The following is a 17,377-nucleotide window of genomic DNA, read 5'->3' as shown; positions in this document are numbered from 1 at the left end:
CCGGGGCCCCGCACCTTCGGGTGCGGGCCCCGGCTCGTGCTGTGACTGCTCATGAATGTGGTGAGCGCTGTGCGTGCAGTCCGTGGGGCCCAGGAAGGAAATCCAGATCCAGCATGACTCGATCCGAACGTCCCGTCCGTAAGCGGCCGGCAAACGCGCGCGGCGCCCAGACCGGCGGCTCCGCGAAGACCGGCGGCTCCGCGAGGAGCGCGGGCCGGAACACCGGCCGGGGCGCCGGCAAGGGCGGTGCCCGCAAGGTCGCGCCGCCGCAGGAGTTCTCGCTGCCCGAGACCATCACGCCCGCGCTGCCCGCCGTCGAGTCCTTCGACGCGCTGGACATGCCCGCCGCGCTGACGAAGACCCTCGCCGCCCAGGGTGTCACCGAGCCCTTCCCGATCCAGGGCGCGACCCTGCCCAACTCCCTTGCCGGACGCGACGTTCTCGGCCGGGGCCGCACCGGCTCCGGCAAGACGCTCGCCTTCGGGCTCGCCCTGCTGGCGCGCACCGCGGGCCGCCGCGCCGACTCCAAGGCGCCGCTCGCCCTCGTCCTGGTCCCCACGCGTGAGCTCGCGCAGCAGGTCAACGACGCGCTGACGCCGTACGCGACCGCCGTGAACCTGCGCGTGGCCACGGCCGTCGGCGGTATGTCGATCAGCCGGCAGTCCGGCACGCTGCGCCGCGGCGCCGAGGTGCTGGTGGCCACCCCCGGGCGGCTCAAGGACCTCATCGAGCGGGGCGACTGCCGCCTCGACCAGGTCGCGATCACGGTGCTCGACGAGGCCGACCAGATGGCCGACATGGGCTTCATGCCGCAGGTCGTGGCGCTGCTCCAGCAGGTCGAACCGGGCGGTCAGCGACTGCTGTTCTCGGCGACTCTGGACAAGAACATCGACCGTCTCGTGCGGATGTTCCTGACGGACCCCGTGGTGCACTCGGTCGACCCCTCCGCGGGCGCGGTGACCACCATGGAGCACCACGTGCTGCATGTCGCCGACGAGACCGACAAGAAGGCCGTCGCCCTGCGGATCGCGGCCCGCGACGGCCGCGTCATCCTCTTCGTCGACACCAAGCGCGGCGCCGACCGCTTCACCAAGCGGCTCCTCGCCAACGGCGTACGGGCGTCCGCGCTGCACGGCGGGCGCAGCCAGCCGCAGCGCAACCGCACCCTCGACCAGTTCAAGACCGGTCAGGTCACCGCGCTGGTGGCCACCAACGTGGCGGCCCGCGGCATCCACATCGACGACCTCGACCTCGTGGTCAACGTCGACCCGCCGACCGACCACAAGGACTACCTGCACCGCGGCGGCCGTACCGCCCGCGCCGGTGAGTCCGGCAGTGTCGTCACCCTCGTACTGCCCGAGCAGAAGCGGGAGATGACCCGCCTCATGGCGGACGCCGGCATCACCCCGCGCACCGCCCGCGTCAAGTCCAGCGACGAGGAGCTCACCCGCATCACCGGCGCCCGCGAGCCCTCCGGCGTCCCGGTCGTCATCGAGGTCCCCCAGCCCGCCGAACAGCCGAAGCGCACCAGCAAGCCCCGCCGCGCGACCGGCGGCGGCGCCAGGCGCCCGTCGGTCGCGGGTGCGGGCACGGGCGGCGGCACGGAGTCCCAGGGCCGTCAGCAGCGGTCCCGTCGCGGCGCGAACCCGGCCGCCACGACGAACGGCGGCACCGCCGCCCGCCGCTCCAGCACCACCGGCGGCACCAACGCCCGCCGCAGCGACACCGGCGCAGCGAGCCGCAGGCGCAGGGCAGCCTAGCCAGATCCAGCCAGCAGCCCCGCGTCCCGAAAGGGGCGCGGGGCTGTGGCATGTGCGGCTCCGCCGCGCGGGCGCGATCAACCACGACGGACCCGCAGCTTTTCAAGGGACCGGTGGCGCCCCGACAGGGGCGCGGGGCTGTGACATGTGCGGCTCCGCCGCGCGGGCGCGACCAGCCACGACGGACCCGCAGCTTCCCCACGACCCGCTAGCGCCGCGCCCCGTCACACGTTGCCGAAGAACCCCGGATCCACCGAGTCGAGCTTCCACGCGAAATCCCGGTGCAGACTCAGGAGTTCCGCAAGCGGCACCGCCCGCCGGCTCGTCGAGTGAAGGTCCCGCCGAGCCTCCGCGGACCACAGGAACGGCACGACCGACAACCCCTGCGTCCCCGTCAGCGCACCGGACTCGGCCCGCCACCCGGGCCACCGCAGGGTGTCGTAGAACGCCTCCGTACCCTCGGTGAGAAGCCAGTTGAGCCAGGCCCCATGGCCCACCTCAAGGGCATCCCACCGCAGCGAGTCCGGCGCGAAGTACACCATCTCGCCAGGACGTCCGGGACGGCCCGCCGCCTCGGGGGCGGGCCCGTTCAGCACGAAGACCCCGCCGAGCACGTCATGCCCGACCACAAGCCCGTTGAAGGGCCGCCAGGCCGGATCGAACCGGTCGGGGAACCCGTTGACCTCGGCGAGGCTCGGCAGGCCCGTCGCCCCGCCCGGCAGCCCCGTCGGCACACCGGCGCCCGGGCTGCCGTAAATCCGCAGCCACCCGCTGTCCAGCACCACCCCACCGCAGTTGAGCACCATGCCGCCCAGCCAGGAGCGCGCGGTGATCTGCAACTGGAGCAGGGTCGAGCGGCCCTGGGCCCGGTCGCCGGGCAGCACCTCCATGGACACCCCGCTGGAGGCGAGTGCCTCGGACAGCAGCGGCCAGGCAGGTTCCTCGACGTCGGTCAGCTCGGTCAGGTCACGCATGGGTTCCCCGTGGATTCTGGGTATTCCGGGTCGGACGTACCGACCTCAGTAGGCCATCGTGCGCTCCCGGCGCACCGAATAGGTCACGAACCCGGCGCCCAGGCCGAGGAAGAGGGTGCCGCCGACGACGTACGGCGTCGTGTCGACGCTTCCGGTGTCAGCGAGCTGAGTGTCATCGCCACCCGACTCCGTGCTCGACTCCGTTGACGCCTGCACCGCGTTGGTGGTCGTCGCGGAAGTCGAGGTATTCGCGGTAGTCGCTGAAGCCGACGCCGAGACGCTCGGGCTGGGTTCGTCCTGGGTCGCGTTGGCGTTCGGGACGAACCACAGGGCCCCCAGGAGGGTCCCCGCTGCGGTGGCGGTCAACAACGATCGACGTGCGGCGGACACGAAATATCGATCCCCTTGTGGCGCTGGCGAATTGGCCGTGTGGGGCGATGCTAATGAAAGGCGCGGGTCGTGGGAAAGTCGCGCAACCTGTGGGTCGTACGCTCCGTCCCATGAGTACTCCTGAGACATCACAGTTTGTACGGCTTCGTGTCGAACTGGTGCTGGAAGTCGACGACGCCGCCGCCGTCACCAAGGCCGCACTGCGCCGGATCGCCGACGACACGGACATGCCCGTCGACGAACGGACGCACGCCGAGAACGCAGTGACGGAAGACACTGCCGAGGCCCTCGCCTATCTCATCGATCCGTTCGACCTGGTCAGCGAGGTGCCGGGGATCGAGCTCGCGCAGGCCTCCTGGAGCAGCGAGCCCATTGACTACGACCCCGATTCGCCGGATTGGGATCTCGACGAGGATGATGCTGACGAGGACGACGAGGAAGACGCACTCGGCTGACGCGGCTTGGGGGAATTGTGACCCCGGGCGGCAACCGCCGTCCGGGGTTTCGTCGTCTCAGGAGACGCACTGACCACCTCCGCACCGCTCGGTCCACCTGTCTGGACGTGGTGTGCCCCACACATCCAAGGGATGTGGAACGGGACGAAACGGTCGTAGCGTTGATTGTTCTTACGGGGCTCTCGTGTCTTTTGGTGATTCGGCGACGATGGAGAAGCGTGTGATGACGGACAGTAAGCGGCGCAAGGGCCTGATGGCCGCGTCCGCACTGCTCGGCGGGGTGCTGGTGCTCTCTGCGTGCAGCGGAGGCGACGACAAGGCCAGTGGCTCGGACGGCGGCGACAGCACGTCGCAGGCCAAGGTCGACGAGGCCGCGGCCAAGAAGACCTCCGAGGCCGAGATCAAGATCACGCCCAAGGACGGGTCCGACAACGCCTCCATCAACAACGGCACCGCGGTCACCGTGAGCAAGGGCACGCTCACGTCCGTGACGATGACGACCGCGACCGGCACCGCCGTCGCCGGCCAGATATCCGCCGACAAGAAGAGCTGGAAGCCCGCCGGTCAGCTCGAGCGCGCCACCACGTACAAGGTCGCCGCCGAGGCCAGCGACTCCGCGGGCCGCACCGCCCACGAGAACACCTCGTTCACCACGGTGTCCCCGACCAACAGCTTCATAGGCAACTTCACGCCCGAGGACGGCTCCACCGTCGGCGTCGGCATGCCGGTCTCGATCAACTTCGACAAGGCGATCACGAACAAGGCCGCCGTGCAGAAGGGGATCACCGTCTCCTCCAGCAGCGGCCAGGAGGTCGTCGGTCACTGGTTCAGCGCCAACCGCCTGGACTTCCGCCCCGAGAACTACTGGACCGGCGGCTCCACTGTCACCCTCAAGCTCAACCTCGACGGCGTCGAGGGCGCGAGCGGGGTCTACGGCGTGCAGCAGAAGACGGTCACCTTCAAGATCGGCCGCAACCAGGTCTCCATCGTCGACGCCAAGACCAAGACGATGAAGGTCACCCAGGGCGGCAAGACCATCAAGACCATCCCGATCTCCGCGGGAGCTCCGGAGCACACGACCTACCAGGGCCAGATGGTGATCTCCGAGAAGTTCAAGGAGACCCGGATGGACGGCTCGACGGTCGGCTTCACGAACGACGACGGCAAGGGCGAGTACGACATCAAGGACGTACCGCACGCCATGCGTCTTTCGAGCTCCGGCACGTTCATCCACGGCAACTACTGGGGCGCCAAGTCCGTCTTCGGTTCGGTGAACACCAGCCACGGCTGTGTCGGTCTGTCCGACACCAAGGGTGCCAACGACCCGAACACACCTGCCGCGTGGTTCTACAACCACTCGCTGATCGGTGACGTCGTGGTCGTCCAGAACACCGGCGACAAGACCATCGCCCCGGACAACGGCCTCAACGGCTGGAACCTGGACTGGGCGGCGTGGAAGGCCGGTTCGGCGGTCTGATCCCGCATCAGCCCCGCTTCACCCCGCTTCCGACGGCGGCGGTCCCCTTCACGGGGGCCGCCGCTGTCGCGTTTGTGCGGGTTGCTATGCGGAGCACAGCATTCCGAGGCTGCGCACAGTTCAATCAACCGGTAAACCACAGCCTTCTCATCGTTCTCTTATTTCGGCCTTATCCCATCATCACGCGCCGTACCTAGCTTGCGGCCCATGTTCTTCACCTACCTGAGGCGCGAACTGCGCCGCCGCAGAAAGGCGGCCCTCGTCGTCGCCTCCGGGCTCGCCCTGGGCATCGCCCTGGTCATCGTGGTCAGTTCCGTGTCCTCGGGCATGGAAAAGGCCCAGGGCAAGGTGCTTCAGTCGCTGTACGGGCTGGGTACCGACATGACGGTCACCAAGGCCGCGGCGCCCGCCGCGAGCAGCAGCGACCGCCCGCGCTTCAACTTCGACGCGCAGGACAACGGCGACGACAGCGAGCAGAGCAGCGACCGCGTCATGGTCCAGGGCTTCCAGACCCTGGCCTCCTCGACCGTCACCAAGGTCAACTCCCAGAAGGGCGTCTCGGACTCCGTCGGCGGGCTGAGCCTCCAGGTCATCAAGGTCAACGGCTCGTTCACGCGGGGCCAGTTCCAGCAGAACCAGAACAGCGGCAGCGGCGACCAGCAGGGCCGCCAGGGTGGCGCCCAGCCCTCGCCCGAGGGCACCGTCAAGGGCGGCGGCGCCAACTTCGACGTCAACAACTACTCGGTCTACGGCACCGATGTCACCAAGCCGGCCCTCGGCCCGCTGACCTCGTCGAAGATCACCAGCGGTCGTACGTTCAAGACGTCGGAGACCAACGCCAAGGTCGTCGTCGCCGACAAGTCGTACGCCAAGGAGAAGAAGCTCAAGCTCGGCAGTACCGTCACTATCAAGAGCGTCAAGTACAAGGTCATCGGCATCGCGACGCCGGACAGCGGTGACGCGGCGGCCAACCTCTACATCCCGCTCAAGCAGGCCCAGACGATCAGTGACTCCAAGAACAAGGTCACCACGATCTACGTCAAGGCGTCCGACTCGCAGCAGATCAGCAGCGTCAAGAGCACCATCCAGAAGAACATCTCGGGTACGACCGTGACGACCTCCGCGGACCTCGCGGACACCGTCTCCGGTTCCCTGTCGACCGCCTCCAGCCTCGCCTCGAACGTCGGCAAGTGGCTCTCGATCGCGGTGCTCGTGGCCGCGTTCCTGGTGGCCGGTCTGCTCACCTCCTCGGCCGTCTCCCGCCGCGTGCGCGAGTTCGGCACCCTCAAGGCGCTCGGCTGGAAGTCGCGCCGGGTGACCGGCCAGGTCGTCGGTGAGGCCATCGTGAACGGTCTGGTCGGCGGCGCCCTCGGTATCGGGCTCGGCCTCGCGGGCGCCTATGTCGTCACCTCGATCAGCCCGACCCTCTCTGCTCAGGTGGGGAGTTCGGGCGGTGGCGCGGCCGGCGGTCCCGGCGGTGGCGGCGGCTTCGGCGGTCCCGCACGGCAGACCGCGTCCAAGGCCCTCGACGTCGCGCTCACCGCGCCCGTCAGCCTCAACACCATCGCCGTCGCGGTCGCCCTCGCTGTCGCGGGCGGTCTGATCGCCGGTGCCTTCGGCGGCTGGCGTGCCTCCCGGCTGCGGCCCGCGGACGCCCTGCGCCGCGTCGAATAAGCCCAGCCCCCTTCCGTAAAACAGGAGTTGCACGATGTACGAACTCAGAGGCGTCACCAAGCGCTATACGCGGGGCAAGGACACGGTCGACGCGCTCGCCGGTATCGATCTGACCATCGGGGACGGCGACCGGCTCGTCATCCAGGGCCCCACCGGTGGCGGAAAATCGACCCTTCTCCAGATGCTCGGCGGGCTCGACCGTCCCACCGCGGGCAGTGTCGAACTCGACGGCACGGACATGGCGAAGCTTTCCGAGGCGAAACTCACCAAAGTGCGCAGTGAGAACATCGGTTTCGTCTTTCAGAGCTTCAACCTGATTCCCACGCTCACCGCGCAGGAGAACGTGGAGACCGCCCTCGTACCCCTCAAGGTGAAGGCGAAGGAGCGGCGCGAACGGGCCGCCGCCGCGCTGGAGTCGGTGGGCCTGGCCGAGCGGCTCGGGCATCTGCCCGCCGAGCTCTCCGGCGGTCAGCAGCAGCGTGTCGCCATCGCCCGCGCCCTGGTCAAGCAGCCGAAGGTGCTGCTCGCCGACGAGCCGACCGGCAACCTCGACGAATCCATGCGCGACGAGATCATGGACGTACTGGAAGCCATGTGGAAGGAGCACGGGCTCACTTTCATCATGGTCACGCACGATTCCGCGATCGCGAAGAAGGCCCCGAGGCTTGCGACGATCCGCAAGGGCAAGATCACCGTCAAGGAGAACGCGGGAGCATAAAGGAGCACAAAAGGGGGAGCGCGGGAGCGTAGCGGAACAACTCCGTCAACTCTTCACTGCTGCCTCTCTATTGAGCGGCCGATCACCCCCCGGGCATACTTGCGTATTCCGGGGGGTGTGCGCGCATGCGTACGGGACGTCCCCCGGCCGGACGAATGGGGAATTCGCCCGGACCTCATCTCCAGGGGGAGACTTGCGCAGACAAGTGAAAAGGGCGTGCGCGGCGACCATCGCCACGGCGGCAGCCGTGGCTCTGGCGGCGGGAATGACCAGCCCGGCGTCGGCAAAGGCGGAGCGCGCGAGCAGCGCTTCAGCGGCCAAGGCGGCGGGGCTCACGGCCCGGCACCACATCACGCTGATCACCGGTGACCGGGTGGCCGTCGACGCGAAGGGCCGCGTCGTCGGCATCGAGCGCGCCAAGGGCCGCGCCCACATACCCGTGATGGTCCGCAAGGCGGACGGCCACACCCTCGTGGTGCCGGCCGACGCCCAGAGCCTGATAGCCACCGGCAAGCTCGACCAGCGGCTGTTCGACGTCACCGAGCTGAACAAGGCGGCGACCCGCAAGGCACAGAAGCAGGGCCTGAAGCTGATCGTCGGTTACAAGGGAGCCGCGACGGCCGCCAAGGCCGACGTCCGCGAGGCGGGCACGCTCCGCCGGACCCTGAAGTCGCTGAACGCGGACGCGGTGCTCACTCCGAAGAAGGACGCGGCGGAGCTCTGGTCGGCGGTCACCAACGGCGGCAGTACGGCCTCCGGCATCGCGCACGTCTGGCTGGACGGCGTCCGCAAGGCGAGCCTCGACAAGTCGGTGCCGCAGATCGGTGCTCCCAAGGCATGGGCGGCCGGTTACGACGGCAAGGGCGTCAAGATCGCCGTCCTCGACACCGGCGTCGACGCGACCCACCCGGACCTCAAGGACCAGGTGATCGCGGCCAAGAACTTCTCCACCTCCGCCGACGCGACCGACAAGTTCGGCCACGGCACGCACGTCGCCTCGATCGCGGCGGGCACGGGTGTGAAGTCGGGCGGCAAGTACAAGGGTGTCGCGCCCGGCGCGAAGATCCTGAGCGGCAAGGTCCTCAGCGACGACGGCTACGGAGACGACTCCTCCATCCTCGCGGGCATGGAGTGGGCGGCCGACCAGGGCGCCGACGTCGTCAACCTCAGCCTGGGCGGCGGCGACACCCCGGAGATCGACCCGCTGGAAGCCGAGGTCAACAAGCTCTCCGAGGAGAAGGGCATCCTCTTCGCGATCGCCGCCGGCAACGACGGCGACTTCGGCGAGCAGACGATCGGCTCCCCGGGCAGCGCGGCCGACGCGCTCACCGTCGGCGCGGTCGACGACAACGACAAGCTGGCCTCCTTCTCCAGCCGCGGCCCCGGCCTCGACGGCGCCATCAAGCCCGACGTGACCGCACCCGGCGTGGACATCACGGCGGCCGCGGCCCCGGGCAGCCTCATCGACAAGGAAGTCGGCGAGAAGCCCCCGGGCTATCTCACGATCTCCGGTACGTCGATGGCGACCCCGCATGTCGCGGGCGCGGCGGCGATCCTCAAGCAGGAGCACCCGGACTGGACGTTCGCCGAGCTCAAGGGCGCGCTGACCGGCTCCGCCAAGGGCGGCAAGTACACGCCGTTCCAGCAGGGTTCCGGCCGGATCGCCGTCGACAAGGCGATCAAGCAGTCGGTGATCGCCGACCCGAACTCGGTGAGCTTCGGCATCCAGCAGTGGCCGCACACCGACGACAAGCCGGCGACCAAGCAGCTCACCTACCGCAACCTCGGCAAGACCGACGTCACGCTGACTCTCTCGGCGACCGCCACCAACCCCAAGGGCCAGACGGCTCCTTCGGGCTTCTTCACGCTCGGCGCGAAGACGGTCAAGGTCCCGGCGGGCGGCAAGGCCTCGGTGGACGTCACCGTCAACACCAAGCTGGGCGGCACCACGGACGGCGCGTACTCGGCGTACGTGACGGCCACGGGCGGCGGCCAGTCGGTGCGGACCGCGGCCGCGGTGCAGCGCGAGGTGGAGTCGTACGACGTCAAGCTGAAGTACCTCGTGCGCGACGGCGAGCAGCCCATCCACCTCACCGACCTCTACGCCTACGCGGGGCTCGGCAACGGACGGGACTACTTCTCGCAGGGCACCGCGAGCACCGAGACCATCCGCGTGCCCAAGGGCACCTACATCCTCAACTCCCAGCTGGTCAAGGACCTCACCTCGATCGACGGCGGAGTGGACTGGCTCGTCCAGCCCAAGCTGACCGTCACCAAGAACCAGACGGTGACCATCGACCAGCGCACCGCCAAGTCCGCCGACATCACGGTGCCGGACGCCGGGGCGAAGCCGGTGTCGGCGATGGTCTCCTACATGTACGACCCCGCCGGCATCGGTATGGGCATCGGCCTGGATTCCTTCGCGGGCCTGCGAACGGCGCACATCGGCCCGGCGGTCACCTCCGGCCTCTCCCAGAGCTGGTCGGGTACGTGGACCAAGGGCGACGACGCCGAGTACGACGTGTTCACCGGCGGCAAGGTCACCAAGCTGCAGGGCGCGCACGTCAAGCACTACAAGGCGAGCGAACTGGCCACGGTCAAGACCAACATGGGGGCCGCGGCCTCCGGCAAGACGGGCGCCGTGAGCACGTACGGCTACCTGCCCGACGACTTCTCCTTCGGGCTCCCCGTCGAGCAGAAGCTGCCGGGCACCCGCACGCTGCATGTCTCCACCGGTGACAAGGTCCAGTGGAGCTTCGACTTCGAGCAGTACGCCGGCAAGGACGCCGACGGCTTCCCGATCACCGAGGCCTTCTACACCCTGGGCGAGCCGCAGACCTTCAAGGCGGGCGACAGCTACACGAAGACGTTCAACACCGGCGTCTTCGGCCCGAAGATCAGCAGCCTCTACGGCGTCTACCGCAACGGCAAGTACATCAGCGGGTATCTCCCGATATTCGCCGACGGCCAGTCGCACGCCGGTTCGTCCGTCTACACCTCGGTCAAGACGACCCTGTACCGCAATGGCACCAAGATCGCCGAGAACGATGACGCGCTGGACGGCAGCGGCCAGTTCAAGGTGCCGGACGCGGACGCGGCGTACAAGCTGACCACGTCCATCAAGCGTTCCGTGAAGGTGGCCGCGGCCTCCACACGGATCGACGCGAGCTGGACGTTCCACTCCAAGAAGGTCGACGACGCGAAGCTGCCCATCTCCACGGCCCGCTTCGGCGCGTCCCTCGGCCTGGACAGCCGTGGCCCCGCCGACCAGAAGGTCACCATCCCGGTGACCGTCCAGGGCGCGGCCGCGGGCACCAACCTCAAGTCCCTGGCCGTGTACGTGTCGTACGACTACGGCCAGACCTGGACCAAGCTCGACGTCAAGAACGGCAAGATCACCTTCAAGAACCCGGCGAAGGGCAAGGGCATCTCGTTCCACGCCAAGATCGCCGACAAGAAGGGGAACAAGTCGACGATCTCGATCTACAACGCGTATTACGGGAAGTGAGCCAGTACAGGTAGTGAGCCCATAGCGAACGGCCCGTCGGAAGGAAAGCTTCCGGCGGGCCGTCCGTGTTTGGTTGGGGCCATGACCGTTTCGACTGTCGAATACATCCGGTACCGGATTCCCGAGCAGCAGTCGGCGGAGTTCCTGGCCGCCTACACCCGGGCCGCCGCCCAGCTCGCCGCGGCCCCGCAGTGCGTCGACTACGAACTCGCGCGCTGCGAGGAGGACTTCGAGCACTTCACCCTGCGGATCACATGGACCTCGACCGAGGACCATCTGGAGGGCTTCCGGAAGTCGCCGCTCTTCCCCGACTTCCTCGCCGAGATCCGCCCCTACATCGGCGACATCGAGGAGATGCGCCACTACAAGCCGACGACGGTGCGTGGCACGGGCGCCTCCGTCCCCACCCTCTACGCCTGGGCGGGAGGCGCCGAGGCCTTCACACGGCTGACATCGGCGTTCTACGACAGGGTCCTCAAGGACGACCTCCTCGCGCCCCTCTTCGCCGACCTGGCCCCCGAACACGCCGTCCATGTCGCGCTCTGGCTCGGTGAGGTCTTCGGTGGTCCCGCCGCGTACTCCGAGTCGCAGGGGGGCCACGGTCACATGGTCGCCAAGCACATGGGGAAGGGCATCACCGAGGTCCAGCGGCGCCGCTGGGTGAACCTGCTGCAAGACGCGGCCGACGACGCCGGCCTCCCCACCGACGCCGAGTTCCGCTCGGCATTCCTCGCGTACGCGGAGTGGGGTACGCGGCTGGCTGTCTACTTCTCCGGCCCCGACGCGAGCCCTCCGGGGGATCAGCCGGTACCGAGGTGGACGTGGGGGGCAGCACCGCCGTACCAGCCGTGAGGCGTTCTTCGCCCCCGCCGCCCCTACCCGTCCCATCCGTTCCTGGGGGCTGCGCCCCCAGACCCCCCTAAAAGACTGCGCAGTTCCCCGCGCCCCTTTTAGGGGCGCGAGGAACTGCGCAATCCTTTGGATCAGCCCCCACCCACCCGCACCCGACACACAACCGAAACCCTACTGAGGGGACGTCGCGCCGGCGCGGGTCGCGTCCGTCCCCCAGCTGGCCAGCAGCCGCAGCGCCTCCGCAGAGGCAGAACCCGGCTCCGCGTGATACGTCAACAGCGACTGCTCCTCGTCGTCGACGAGCCTGAACGACTCGAAGTGGAGGCTCAGTTCACCTACCAGCGGGTGATGCAGCCGCTTGACGCCATGGCTCTTCTCCTTGACGTCGTGCGTGGCCCACAACCGCCGGAACTCCTCGCTCTTCACGGAGAGTTCGCCGACGAGGGCCGACAGGCGCGGGTCGTCGGGATGGCAGCCCGCGTCCATGCGCAGGAGACTCACGATGTCGGACGCCTTCTGGTCCCACTCCACGAACAGCTCGCGGTACTCGGGCTTCAGAAACACCATCCGCGCCCAGTTCCGCTCCTGCGGCGGCAGCTCGGACCAGTCGCCGAAGACAGCCGCGGCCATCCGGTTCCAGACGAGGATGTCCGAGCGCCGCCCCACGACGTACGCCGGAACGCTGTCGAGGGTATCGATCAGCTGCCGCAAGGCCACGCGCACCTGCTGCGGCCGAGCCGTCTGCTTCTTCTTGTGCTGCTTGGGCTTCGCCAGGTGAGTGAGATGCGCGTGCTCGGCGCCCGTCAGCCGCAGCGCGCGGGCGATCGCGTCCAGCACCTCCGCCGACACGTTCCGCCCGTTCCCCTGCTCAAGGCGCGTGTAGTACGCGACGGACACCCCGGCCAGCTGCGCCAGCTCCTCGCGGCGCAGCCCGGGCACCCGGCGGTGCCGCCCGAAGTCCGGCAGCCCCACGTCCTCCGGCTTCAGCCGGGCCCGGCGGGTGCGCAGGAACTCGCTGAGCTCGGCACGCCGGTCCAGCGGCAGCCCGGGCTCGCTCGCGGGGCCCTGGGAGCGCAGTTCATCCATACGTCCAGTATTCATGGTCGTACGCAGAGGAGCCTGACCCCGTCAGTAGTAGGACCAGCGGACGTACGCAGAGCCGTGGCCTGGGTGAACCCTGTGAACTGGGGCAGGCTGAGCGCTGTGCCCGGCCGAAGGTAGCCGGGCACAGGACAGAACCACTCCTGAGGAGAACCCCCGGCATGACCACTGTTGCTGCGTACGCCGCTCCCGCCGCCAAGGCTCCGCTGGAGCGCACCACCATCGAGCGTCGCGAGGTCGGTGAGTTCGACGTCCTGATCGACATCAAGTTCGCCGGTATCTGCCACTCCGACATCCACCAGGCCCGCGAGGGCTGGGGCGAGGCCATCTTCCCGATGGTGCCGGGCCACGAGATCGCCGGCATCGTCTCCGAGGTCGGCCCCGGCGTCACCAGGTTCCAGGTCGGCGACCGCGTGGGCGTCGGCTGCATGGTCGACTCCTGCCGCGAGTGCGAGAACTGCAAGGCGGGCCTGGAGCAGTACTGCACCGGCGGCAATGTGGGGACCTACAACGCCGTCGGCAAGGACGGCGAGCCCACCTACGGCGGCTACTCCGAGAAGATCGTCGTCGATGAGAACTTCACCGTCCGCATCCCCGACGGCCTCTCCCTCGACGTGGCCGCACCGCTGCTCTGCGCCGGCATCACCACATACTCCCCGCTCAAGCACTGGAACGCCGGCCCCGGCAAGAAGGTCGCCGTCCTCGGCATGGGCGGTCTCGGCCACATGGGCGTCAAGATCGCGCACGCGCTGGGCGCCGAGGTGACCGTCCTGTCGCAGTCCCTGCGGAAGAAGGACGACGGGCTGAAGCTGGGCGCCGACCACTACTACGCCACCAGCGACCCGGAGACCTTCAAGGAACTGCGCGGCACCTTCGACCTGATCCTGTCGACCGTGTCCGCCCCGCTCGACCTGGACGCCTACCTGTCCCTGCTCAGGACCGACGGCGCCTTCGTCAACGTGGGCGCGCCCGAGGAGCCCGTCTCCCTCAACCTCTTCTCCGTGATCGGCGGCCGCAAGACCCTCGCGGGCTCCGGCATCGGCGGCATCCAGGAGACCCAGGAGATGCTCGACTTCTGCGCCGAGCACGGCTTGGGCGCCGAGATCGAGCTGATCGGCGCGTCCGAGATCAACGACGCGTACGAGAGGGTGCTGGCGAGCGACGTCCGCTACCGCTTCGTGATCGACACCGCCACGATCCAGTAGCACCGCAACGATCCAGCCAGTGCTTCTGGCGTGGACGGGCGCCGACCGGTCGTACGACTGGTCGGCGCCTTTGGCGTTTCCAGGTCCCGTACGGCCGGTCAGCGCCCGCCCGAGCGGCCCAGCAGCCACAGCAGATAGGGGCCGCCCACCAGGGAGGTGAGCGCCCCGACCGGGATCTCCAGCGGCGGGATCAGGGTGCGGGCCACCAGGTCGGCGGCGACCACGACGACCGCTCCCGTCAACGCCGAGGCGATGAGCGGCAGTTGAGGGGTGCGGGTGAGTCGGCGGGTCAGTTGGGGGCCGGTGAGGGCGACGAAGCCGATCGGGCCCGCGGCGCCCGTCGCGGTCGCGGCGAGCACCACGCCCAGGACGGTCAGGCCGAGTTGGGCGCGGTGCACGCGGACACCGAGCGCGGCGGCCGTGTCGGCGTCCAGGCCCAGTGGCCGCATCGCCCGGTTCGCCCACACCAGGGCGGGGAGCGCGAGCAGGAGCACCCAGCCGAGGGGCTCGGCCTGTTCCCAGCCCCGCCCGTTCAGGCTGCCGGTCAGCCACAGTTTGAGCTGCTCGGCGGCGGCCAGTTCGCTCTCGGTGAGGTAGAGCTGGACGACCGCGGAGAGCGCGACGCCGATACCGACTCCGGTCAGCACGAACCGGCTCGGCCGCATCCCGTGCCGCCAGGCCAGCACGTACACCAGCGCGGCGGCCACGAGCCCGCCGGTGACCGCGACGGCCGGCAGCGCGCCGGGGGAGGCGACCGTGCCGGTGGCGAGCGCGAGCACGGTGGCGGCGGCGGCCCCGTGCCCGACGCCGATGACGTCCGGGCTGGCCAGCGGGTTGCGCGTCACGGTCTGCACCAGCGCCCCGGACAGCCCGAGCGCGGCGCCGACCAGCGCGCCGAGCACGATCCGCGGCACCCGCAGCTCCCCGACGACCAGGTCGTACGGGCCTCCGTGGCCGCGCAGCACCCGCCAGACCTTGCCCGGTGGGACGTACGACTGGCCGGCGCACGCCGAGAGCAGTATGACGCCCGCGAGGAGGAGCACGAGGACGGCGGCGACGGCGGCGGAGCGCCGGTGCAGGAGGAGGGAGAGGCCGCGGAAGCGGACTACGGAGAGCCCCGCAGGGCGCGGGCGGCCGGGCGCGGTGGTGGTCACGCGCTCACCCCGGATCCCGCGCTCACTCCGGTGGCTGCCGCCGTCACGTGACCGCCCCCTTCCGCCGTACGAGCACGACCAGCACCGGAACCCCCACCAGCGCGGTCATCACCCCGGCCGGGACCTCCGCGGGCGCGCGGACCACGCGCCCGGCGACATCCGCCGCGAGCAGCAGGGCCGCGCCGAGGAGGGCGGAGAGCGGGAGGGTCCAGCGGTGGCCGCCGGAGACGAGGCGGCGGGCGAGATGGGGTACGGCGAGGCCGATGAACGCGATGGGGCCCGCGGCGGCGACCGCCGACGCCGTGAGCACGGTCGCGCCGAGCGCCGCACAGCCCCGTACGAGCGCGACCCGGTGGCCCAGCGCCCGCGCGGTGTCGTCGCCCAGCGCGAGCGCGTCCAGGCCGCGGGCGCAGGCCAGCACGAGCAGCGCGCCCGCGAGGAGGAAGGGGAGCATCCGCCCCACCGTTCCCGCGTCGCGTCCGCCGATCGCGCCCACCTGCCAGAAGCGGAACTGGTCCAGCGTGGCCGAACTCGACGTCAGTACGACGGTCGTGGCGCCCGCCGTCATCGCCGACAGCGCGGTCCCGGCGAGCGCCAGCTTCACCGGGGAGGCACCGCCGCGCCCGCGCGAGGCGATGGCGTACACGGCACACGCGGCGACGACGGCACCGGCGAAGGCGTACCAGACGTATCCGGCGAAGCCGTTCGCGAGCCCGAGCGCGATCGCGCACACGACACCGGCCGCCGCGCCCTGGCTCAGCCCGAGGATCCCCGGATCGGCGAGCGGATTGCGGCTGACCGCCTGCAGGGCCGCCCCGGCGAGCCCGAGCGCGGCCCCGGCCGTCAGCCCGATCGCGGTGCGCGGCACCCGCAACGACCGTACGACCAGGGCGTCCGGCGTACCGCCGCCGTGCACCAGGGCGTCGAGGACGGCGGACGGCGGGACGGGCCGGGTGCCGACGGCGAGGCTGAGGGCCACGGCCGTGAGTGTGAGGAGGAGAGCGGCGGTGAGCCAGGCGCCGCGCCGGGCGGCCGTCGTACGACCGGTCACGTGCTCAGGGTGTCCGCGAGCTGCTTGATGACGAGCCGTGCGGCGGTCGGACCGGCGTTGAGGTACCACGGGTCGTCGTCGACCTTCACCGCGTGACCGGCCTTGACGGCCTTCATCGACTTCCACAGCGGTCCGGCGAGCACGCTCCCGGCGTCGGTCCTGGACGCGTCGCCCTGCACCGAGTAGAAGATCCAGTCACCGTCGGCGACATCGATGCTCTCCGGGCCGATGTCCTGCGAAATCGCCTTGAACCGCTGCGACGTGGGCCGGCCGAGCCCCATGTCGACGGCGAGGGACCCGGTGAAGGACGAGACGCCGAACATCCGCGTGCGGCCGGGCGTGAACCGCACCATGGAGACGGTGGGATCGCCGAGACTCCTGCCCTGCTCGGCGGCGTCGCCGGTGATGTCGTCGAGCATCTCCCGCGCCTGGCCGCCCTTGCCGATGGCGTCGCCGACGAGCAGCAGGTCCCGCTTCCAGTTGATGCCGTTGCCGGCGGTGATGACGGTCGGGGCGATCTTCTTGAGCTTCGGGTAGAGATCGCCGAGCGAGTCGTTGGCGAGGATGAGATCGGGCTTGGCGGCGGCCAGACTCTCCAGATTCGGCGCGGTACGGGTCCCCGCGTCGGTCATCTTCGCGAGCGCCTTCTTGTACGTCGGGAAGGCGTCCTGGAGATAGTCCGGCACGAGCCCCGCGTTGTCGGCGCGCGTGGTGGCGGCCGGTACGACGCCCAGGGACAGCAGGTCGTCCAGCTGGCCGGTGCTGAGCACGGCGATCCGCTTCGGCGCCGCCTTGACCTCGGTCGAGCCCGCGAAGTGCCCGACGGTGCGCGGGAACTTCCCGTCCGCGTCGGTGTCCGCGCCCATCCCCTTCGAGAGGGCGCTCGGCGCGGCGGACGGCCCCTCCGAGGCCCCGGCGACGAGATTGCGCGACCCTCCGCCGCTCGCCTCCTTGGCATCGTTGTCAGCGCCCGCCGAGCAGCCGACCACCATTCCTCCGACGACGGACACGGCCAGAACGGCCTTCCACCTCAACGCGCGCACAACCACTCCGACCAA

General features: G+C 69.7%; 14 protein-coding genes. 8 read left to right on the top strand and 6 right to left on the bottom strand.

Annotated elements, in window-relative coordinates; genetic code table 11:
- Positions 1 to 113: 113 nt before the first annotated feature.
- Positions 114 to 1,760: a DEAD/DEAH box helicase gene (locus tag OIC96_RS17505; RefSeq protein ID WP_330306928.1), complete on the top strand. Its 1,647-nt coding sequence runs from the start codon at positions 114 to 116 to the stop codon at positions 1,758 to 1,760.
- Between the two features lie 224 nt (positions 1,761 to 1,984).
- On the opposite strand, the gene OIC96_RS17500 is transcribed toward OIC96_RS17505, so the two are convergent.
- Positions 1,985 to 2,734, bottom strand: a complete 750-nt coding sequence (locus OIC96_RS17500) for a DUF2625 family protein (protein ID WP_330306929.1) — start codon at positions 2,732 to 2,734, stop codon at positions 1,985 to 1,987.
- Between the two features lie 45 nt (positions 2,735 to 2,779).
- Positions 2,780 to 3,124 carry a hypothetical protein gene (locus OIC96_RS17495; protein WP_330306930.1) on the bottom strand — a complete coding sequence of 115 codons (345 nt, stop codon included), beginning with the start codon at positions 3,122 to 3,124 and terminating at the stop codon, positions 2,780 to 2,782.
- Between the two features lie 110 nt (positions 3,125 to 3,234).
- Between OIC96_RS17495 and OIC96_RS17490 the strand changes: the two genes are divergently transcribed.
- From OIC96_RS17490 to OIC96_RS17465, 6 genes are all read left to right on the top strand, one after another.
- Entirely contained in the window at positions 3,235 to 3,579 is a 345-nt protein-coding gene (locus OIC96_RS17490; protein WP_330306931.1) for a hypothetical protein, read from the top strand.
- Positions 3,580 to 3,802: 223 nt separating this feature from the next.
- A complete protein-coding gene (locus OIC96_RS17485; RefSeq protein ID WP_330306932.1) occupies positions 3,803 to 5,056 on the top strand; it encodes a L,D-transpeptidase in 1,254 nt (417 codons plus the stop codon).
- Between the two features lie 207 nt (positions 5,057 to 5,263).
- Positions 5,264 to 6,730, top strand: coding sequence for an ABC transporter permease (locus OIC96_RS17480; protein ID WP_330306933.1), 1,467 nt, complete (start codon positions 5,264 to 5,266; stop codon positions 6,728 to 6,730).
- Positions 6,731 to 6,764: 34 nt separating this feature from the next.
- Positions 6,765 to 7,448 carry an ABC transporter ATP-binding protein gene (locus tag OIC96_RS17475; RefSeq protein ID WP_327431243.1) on the top strand — a complete coding sequence of 228 codons (684 nt, stop codon included), beginning with the start codon at positions 6,765 to 6,767 and terminating at the stop codon, positions 7,446 to 7,448.
- Between the two features lie 193 nt (positions 7,449 to 7,641).
- A complete protein-coding gene (locus tag OIC96_RS17470; protein WP_330306934.1) occupies positions 7,642 to 10,956 on the top strand; it encodes a S8 family peptidase in 3,315 nt (1,104 codons plus the stop codon).
- A gap of 81 nt (positions 10,957 to 11,037) precedes the next feature.
- The gene (locus tag OIC96_RS17465; protein WP_330306935.1) at positions 11,038 to 11,808 is read left to right on the top strand and encodes a group II truncated hemoglobin; all 771 of its coding nucleotides are present in this window, start codon (positions 11,038 to 11,040) and stop codon (positions 11,806 to 11,808) included.
- Positions 11,809 to 11,979: 171 nt separating this feature from the next.
- Here OIC96_RS17465 and OIC96_RS17460 read toward each other — a convergent pair whose 3' ends face one another.
- The gene (locus OIC96_RS17460) at positions 11,980 to 12,894 is read right to left on the bottom strand and encodes a helix-turn-helix domain-containing protein (RefSeq protein WP_330306936.1); all 915 of its coding nucleotides are present in this window, start codon (positions 12,892 to 12,894) and stop codon (positions 11,980 to 11,982) included.
- Positions 12,895 to 13,070: 176 nt separating this feature from the next.
- Between OIC96_RS17460 and OIC96_RS17455 the strand changes: the two genes are divergently transcribed.
- Complete coding sequence (locus tag OIC96_RS17455; protein WP_330306937.1) at positions 13,071 to 14,114, top strand: NAD(P)-dependent alcohol dehydrogenase; 1,044 nt, start codon at positions 13,071 to 13,073, stop codon at positions 14,112 to 14,114.
- Between the two features lie 98 nt (positions 14,115 to 14,212).
- Here OIC96_RS17455 and OIC96_RS17450 read toward each other — a convergent pair whose 3' ends face one another.
- The 3 genes from OIC96_RS17450 to OIC96_RS17440 are packed head-to-tail and all read right to left on the bottom strand — an operon-like array spanning position 14,213 to position 17,362.
- Entirely contained in the window at positions 14,213 to 15,268 is a 1,056-nt protein-coding gene (locus tag OIC96_RS17450; RefSeq protein WP_330306938.1) for a FecCD family ABC transporter permease, read from the bottom strand.
- A 43-nt stretch (positions 15,269 to 15,311) separates the two neighbouring features.
- Positions 15,312 to 16,319 carry a FecCD family ABC transporter permease gene (locus OIC96_RS17445; protein ID WP_330306939.1) on the bottom strand — a complete coding sequence of 336 codons (1,008 nt, stop codon included), beginning with the start codon at positions 16,317 to 16,319 and terminating at the stop codon, positions 15,312 to 15,314.
- Positions 16,316 to 17,362: an iron-siderophore ABC transporter substrate-binding protein gene (locus tag OIC96_RS17440; RefSeq protein ID WP_330306940.1), complete on the bottom strand. Its 1,047-nt coding sequence runs from the start codon at positions 17,360 to 17,362 to the stop codon at positions 16,316 to 16,318. Before OIC96_RS17440 ends, OIC96_RS17445 begins: the two co-directional genes overlap by 4 nt.
- Between the last annotated feature and the right edge of the window lie 15 nt (positions 17,363 to 17,377).

The organism is Streptomyces sp. NBC_00775, assembly GCF_036347135.1.
Classification (GTDB): Bacteria; Actinomycetota; Actinomycetes; order Streptomycetales; family Streptomycetaceae; genus Streptomyces; species Streptomyces lutosisoli.
This window is presented reverse-complemented; position numbering and strand designations above follow the sequence as displayed.

Bases quoted from the DNA above. Each gene is read 5' to 3' on its own strand.
- OIC96_RS17490 (WP_330306931.1), top strand. From the start codon at position 3,235: ATGAGTACTCCTGAGACATCACAGTTTGTACGGCTTCGTGTCGAACTG.
- OIC96_RS17505 (WP_330306928.1), top strand. From the start codon at position 114: ATGACTCGATCCGAACGTCCCGTCCGTAAGCGGCCGGCAAACGCGCGC.
- OIC96_RS17485 (WP_330306932.1), top strand. From the start codon at position 3,803: ATGACGGACAGTAAGCGGCGCAAGGGCCTGATGGCCGCGTCCGCACTG.
- OIC96_RS17465 (WP_330306935.1), top strand. From the start codon at position 11,038: ATGACCGTTTCGACTGTCGAATACATCCGGTACCGGATTCCCGAGCAG.
- OIC96_RS17480 (WP_330306933.1), top strand. From the start codon at position 5,264: ATGTTCTTCACCTACCTGAGGCGCGAACTGCGCCGCCGCAGAAAGGCG.
- OIC96_RS17500 (WP_330306929.1), bottom strand. From the start codon at position 2,734: ATGCGTGACCTGACCGAGCTGACCGACGTCGAGGAACCTGCCTGGCCG.
- OIC96_RS17455 (WP_330306937.1), top strand. From the start codon at position 13,071: ATGACCACTGTTGCTGCGTACGCCGCTCCCGCCGCCAAGGCTCCGCTG.
- OIC96_RS17460 (WP_330306936.1), bottom strand. From the start codon at position 12,894: ATGGATGAACTGCGCTCCCAGGGCCCCGCGAGCGAGCCCGGGCTGCCG.
- OIC96_RS17475 (WP_327431243.1), top strand. From the start codon at position 6,765: ATGTACGAACTCAGAGGCGTCACCAAGCGCTATACGCGGGGCAAGGAC.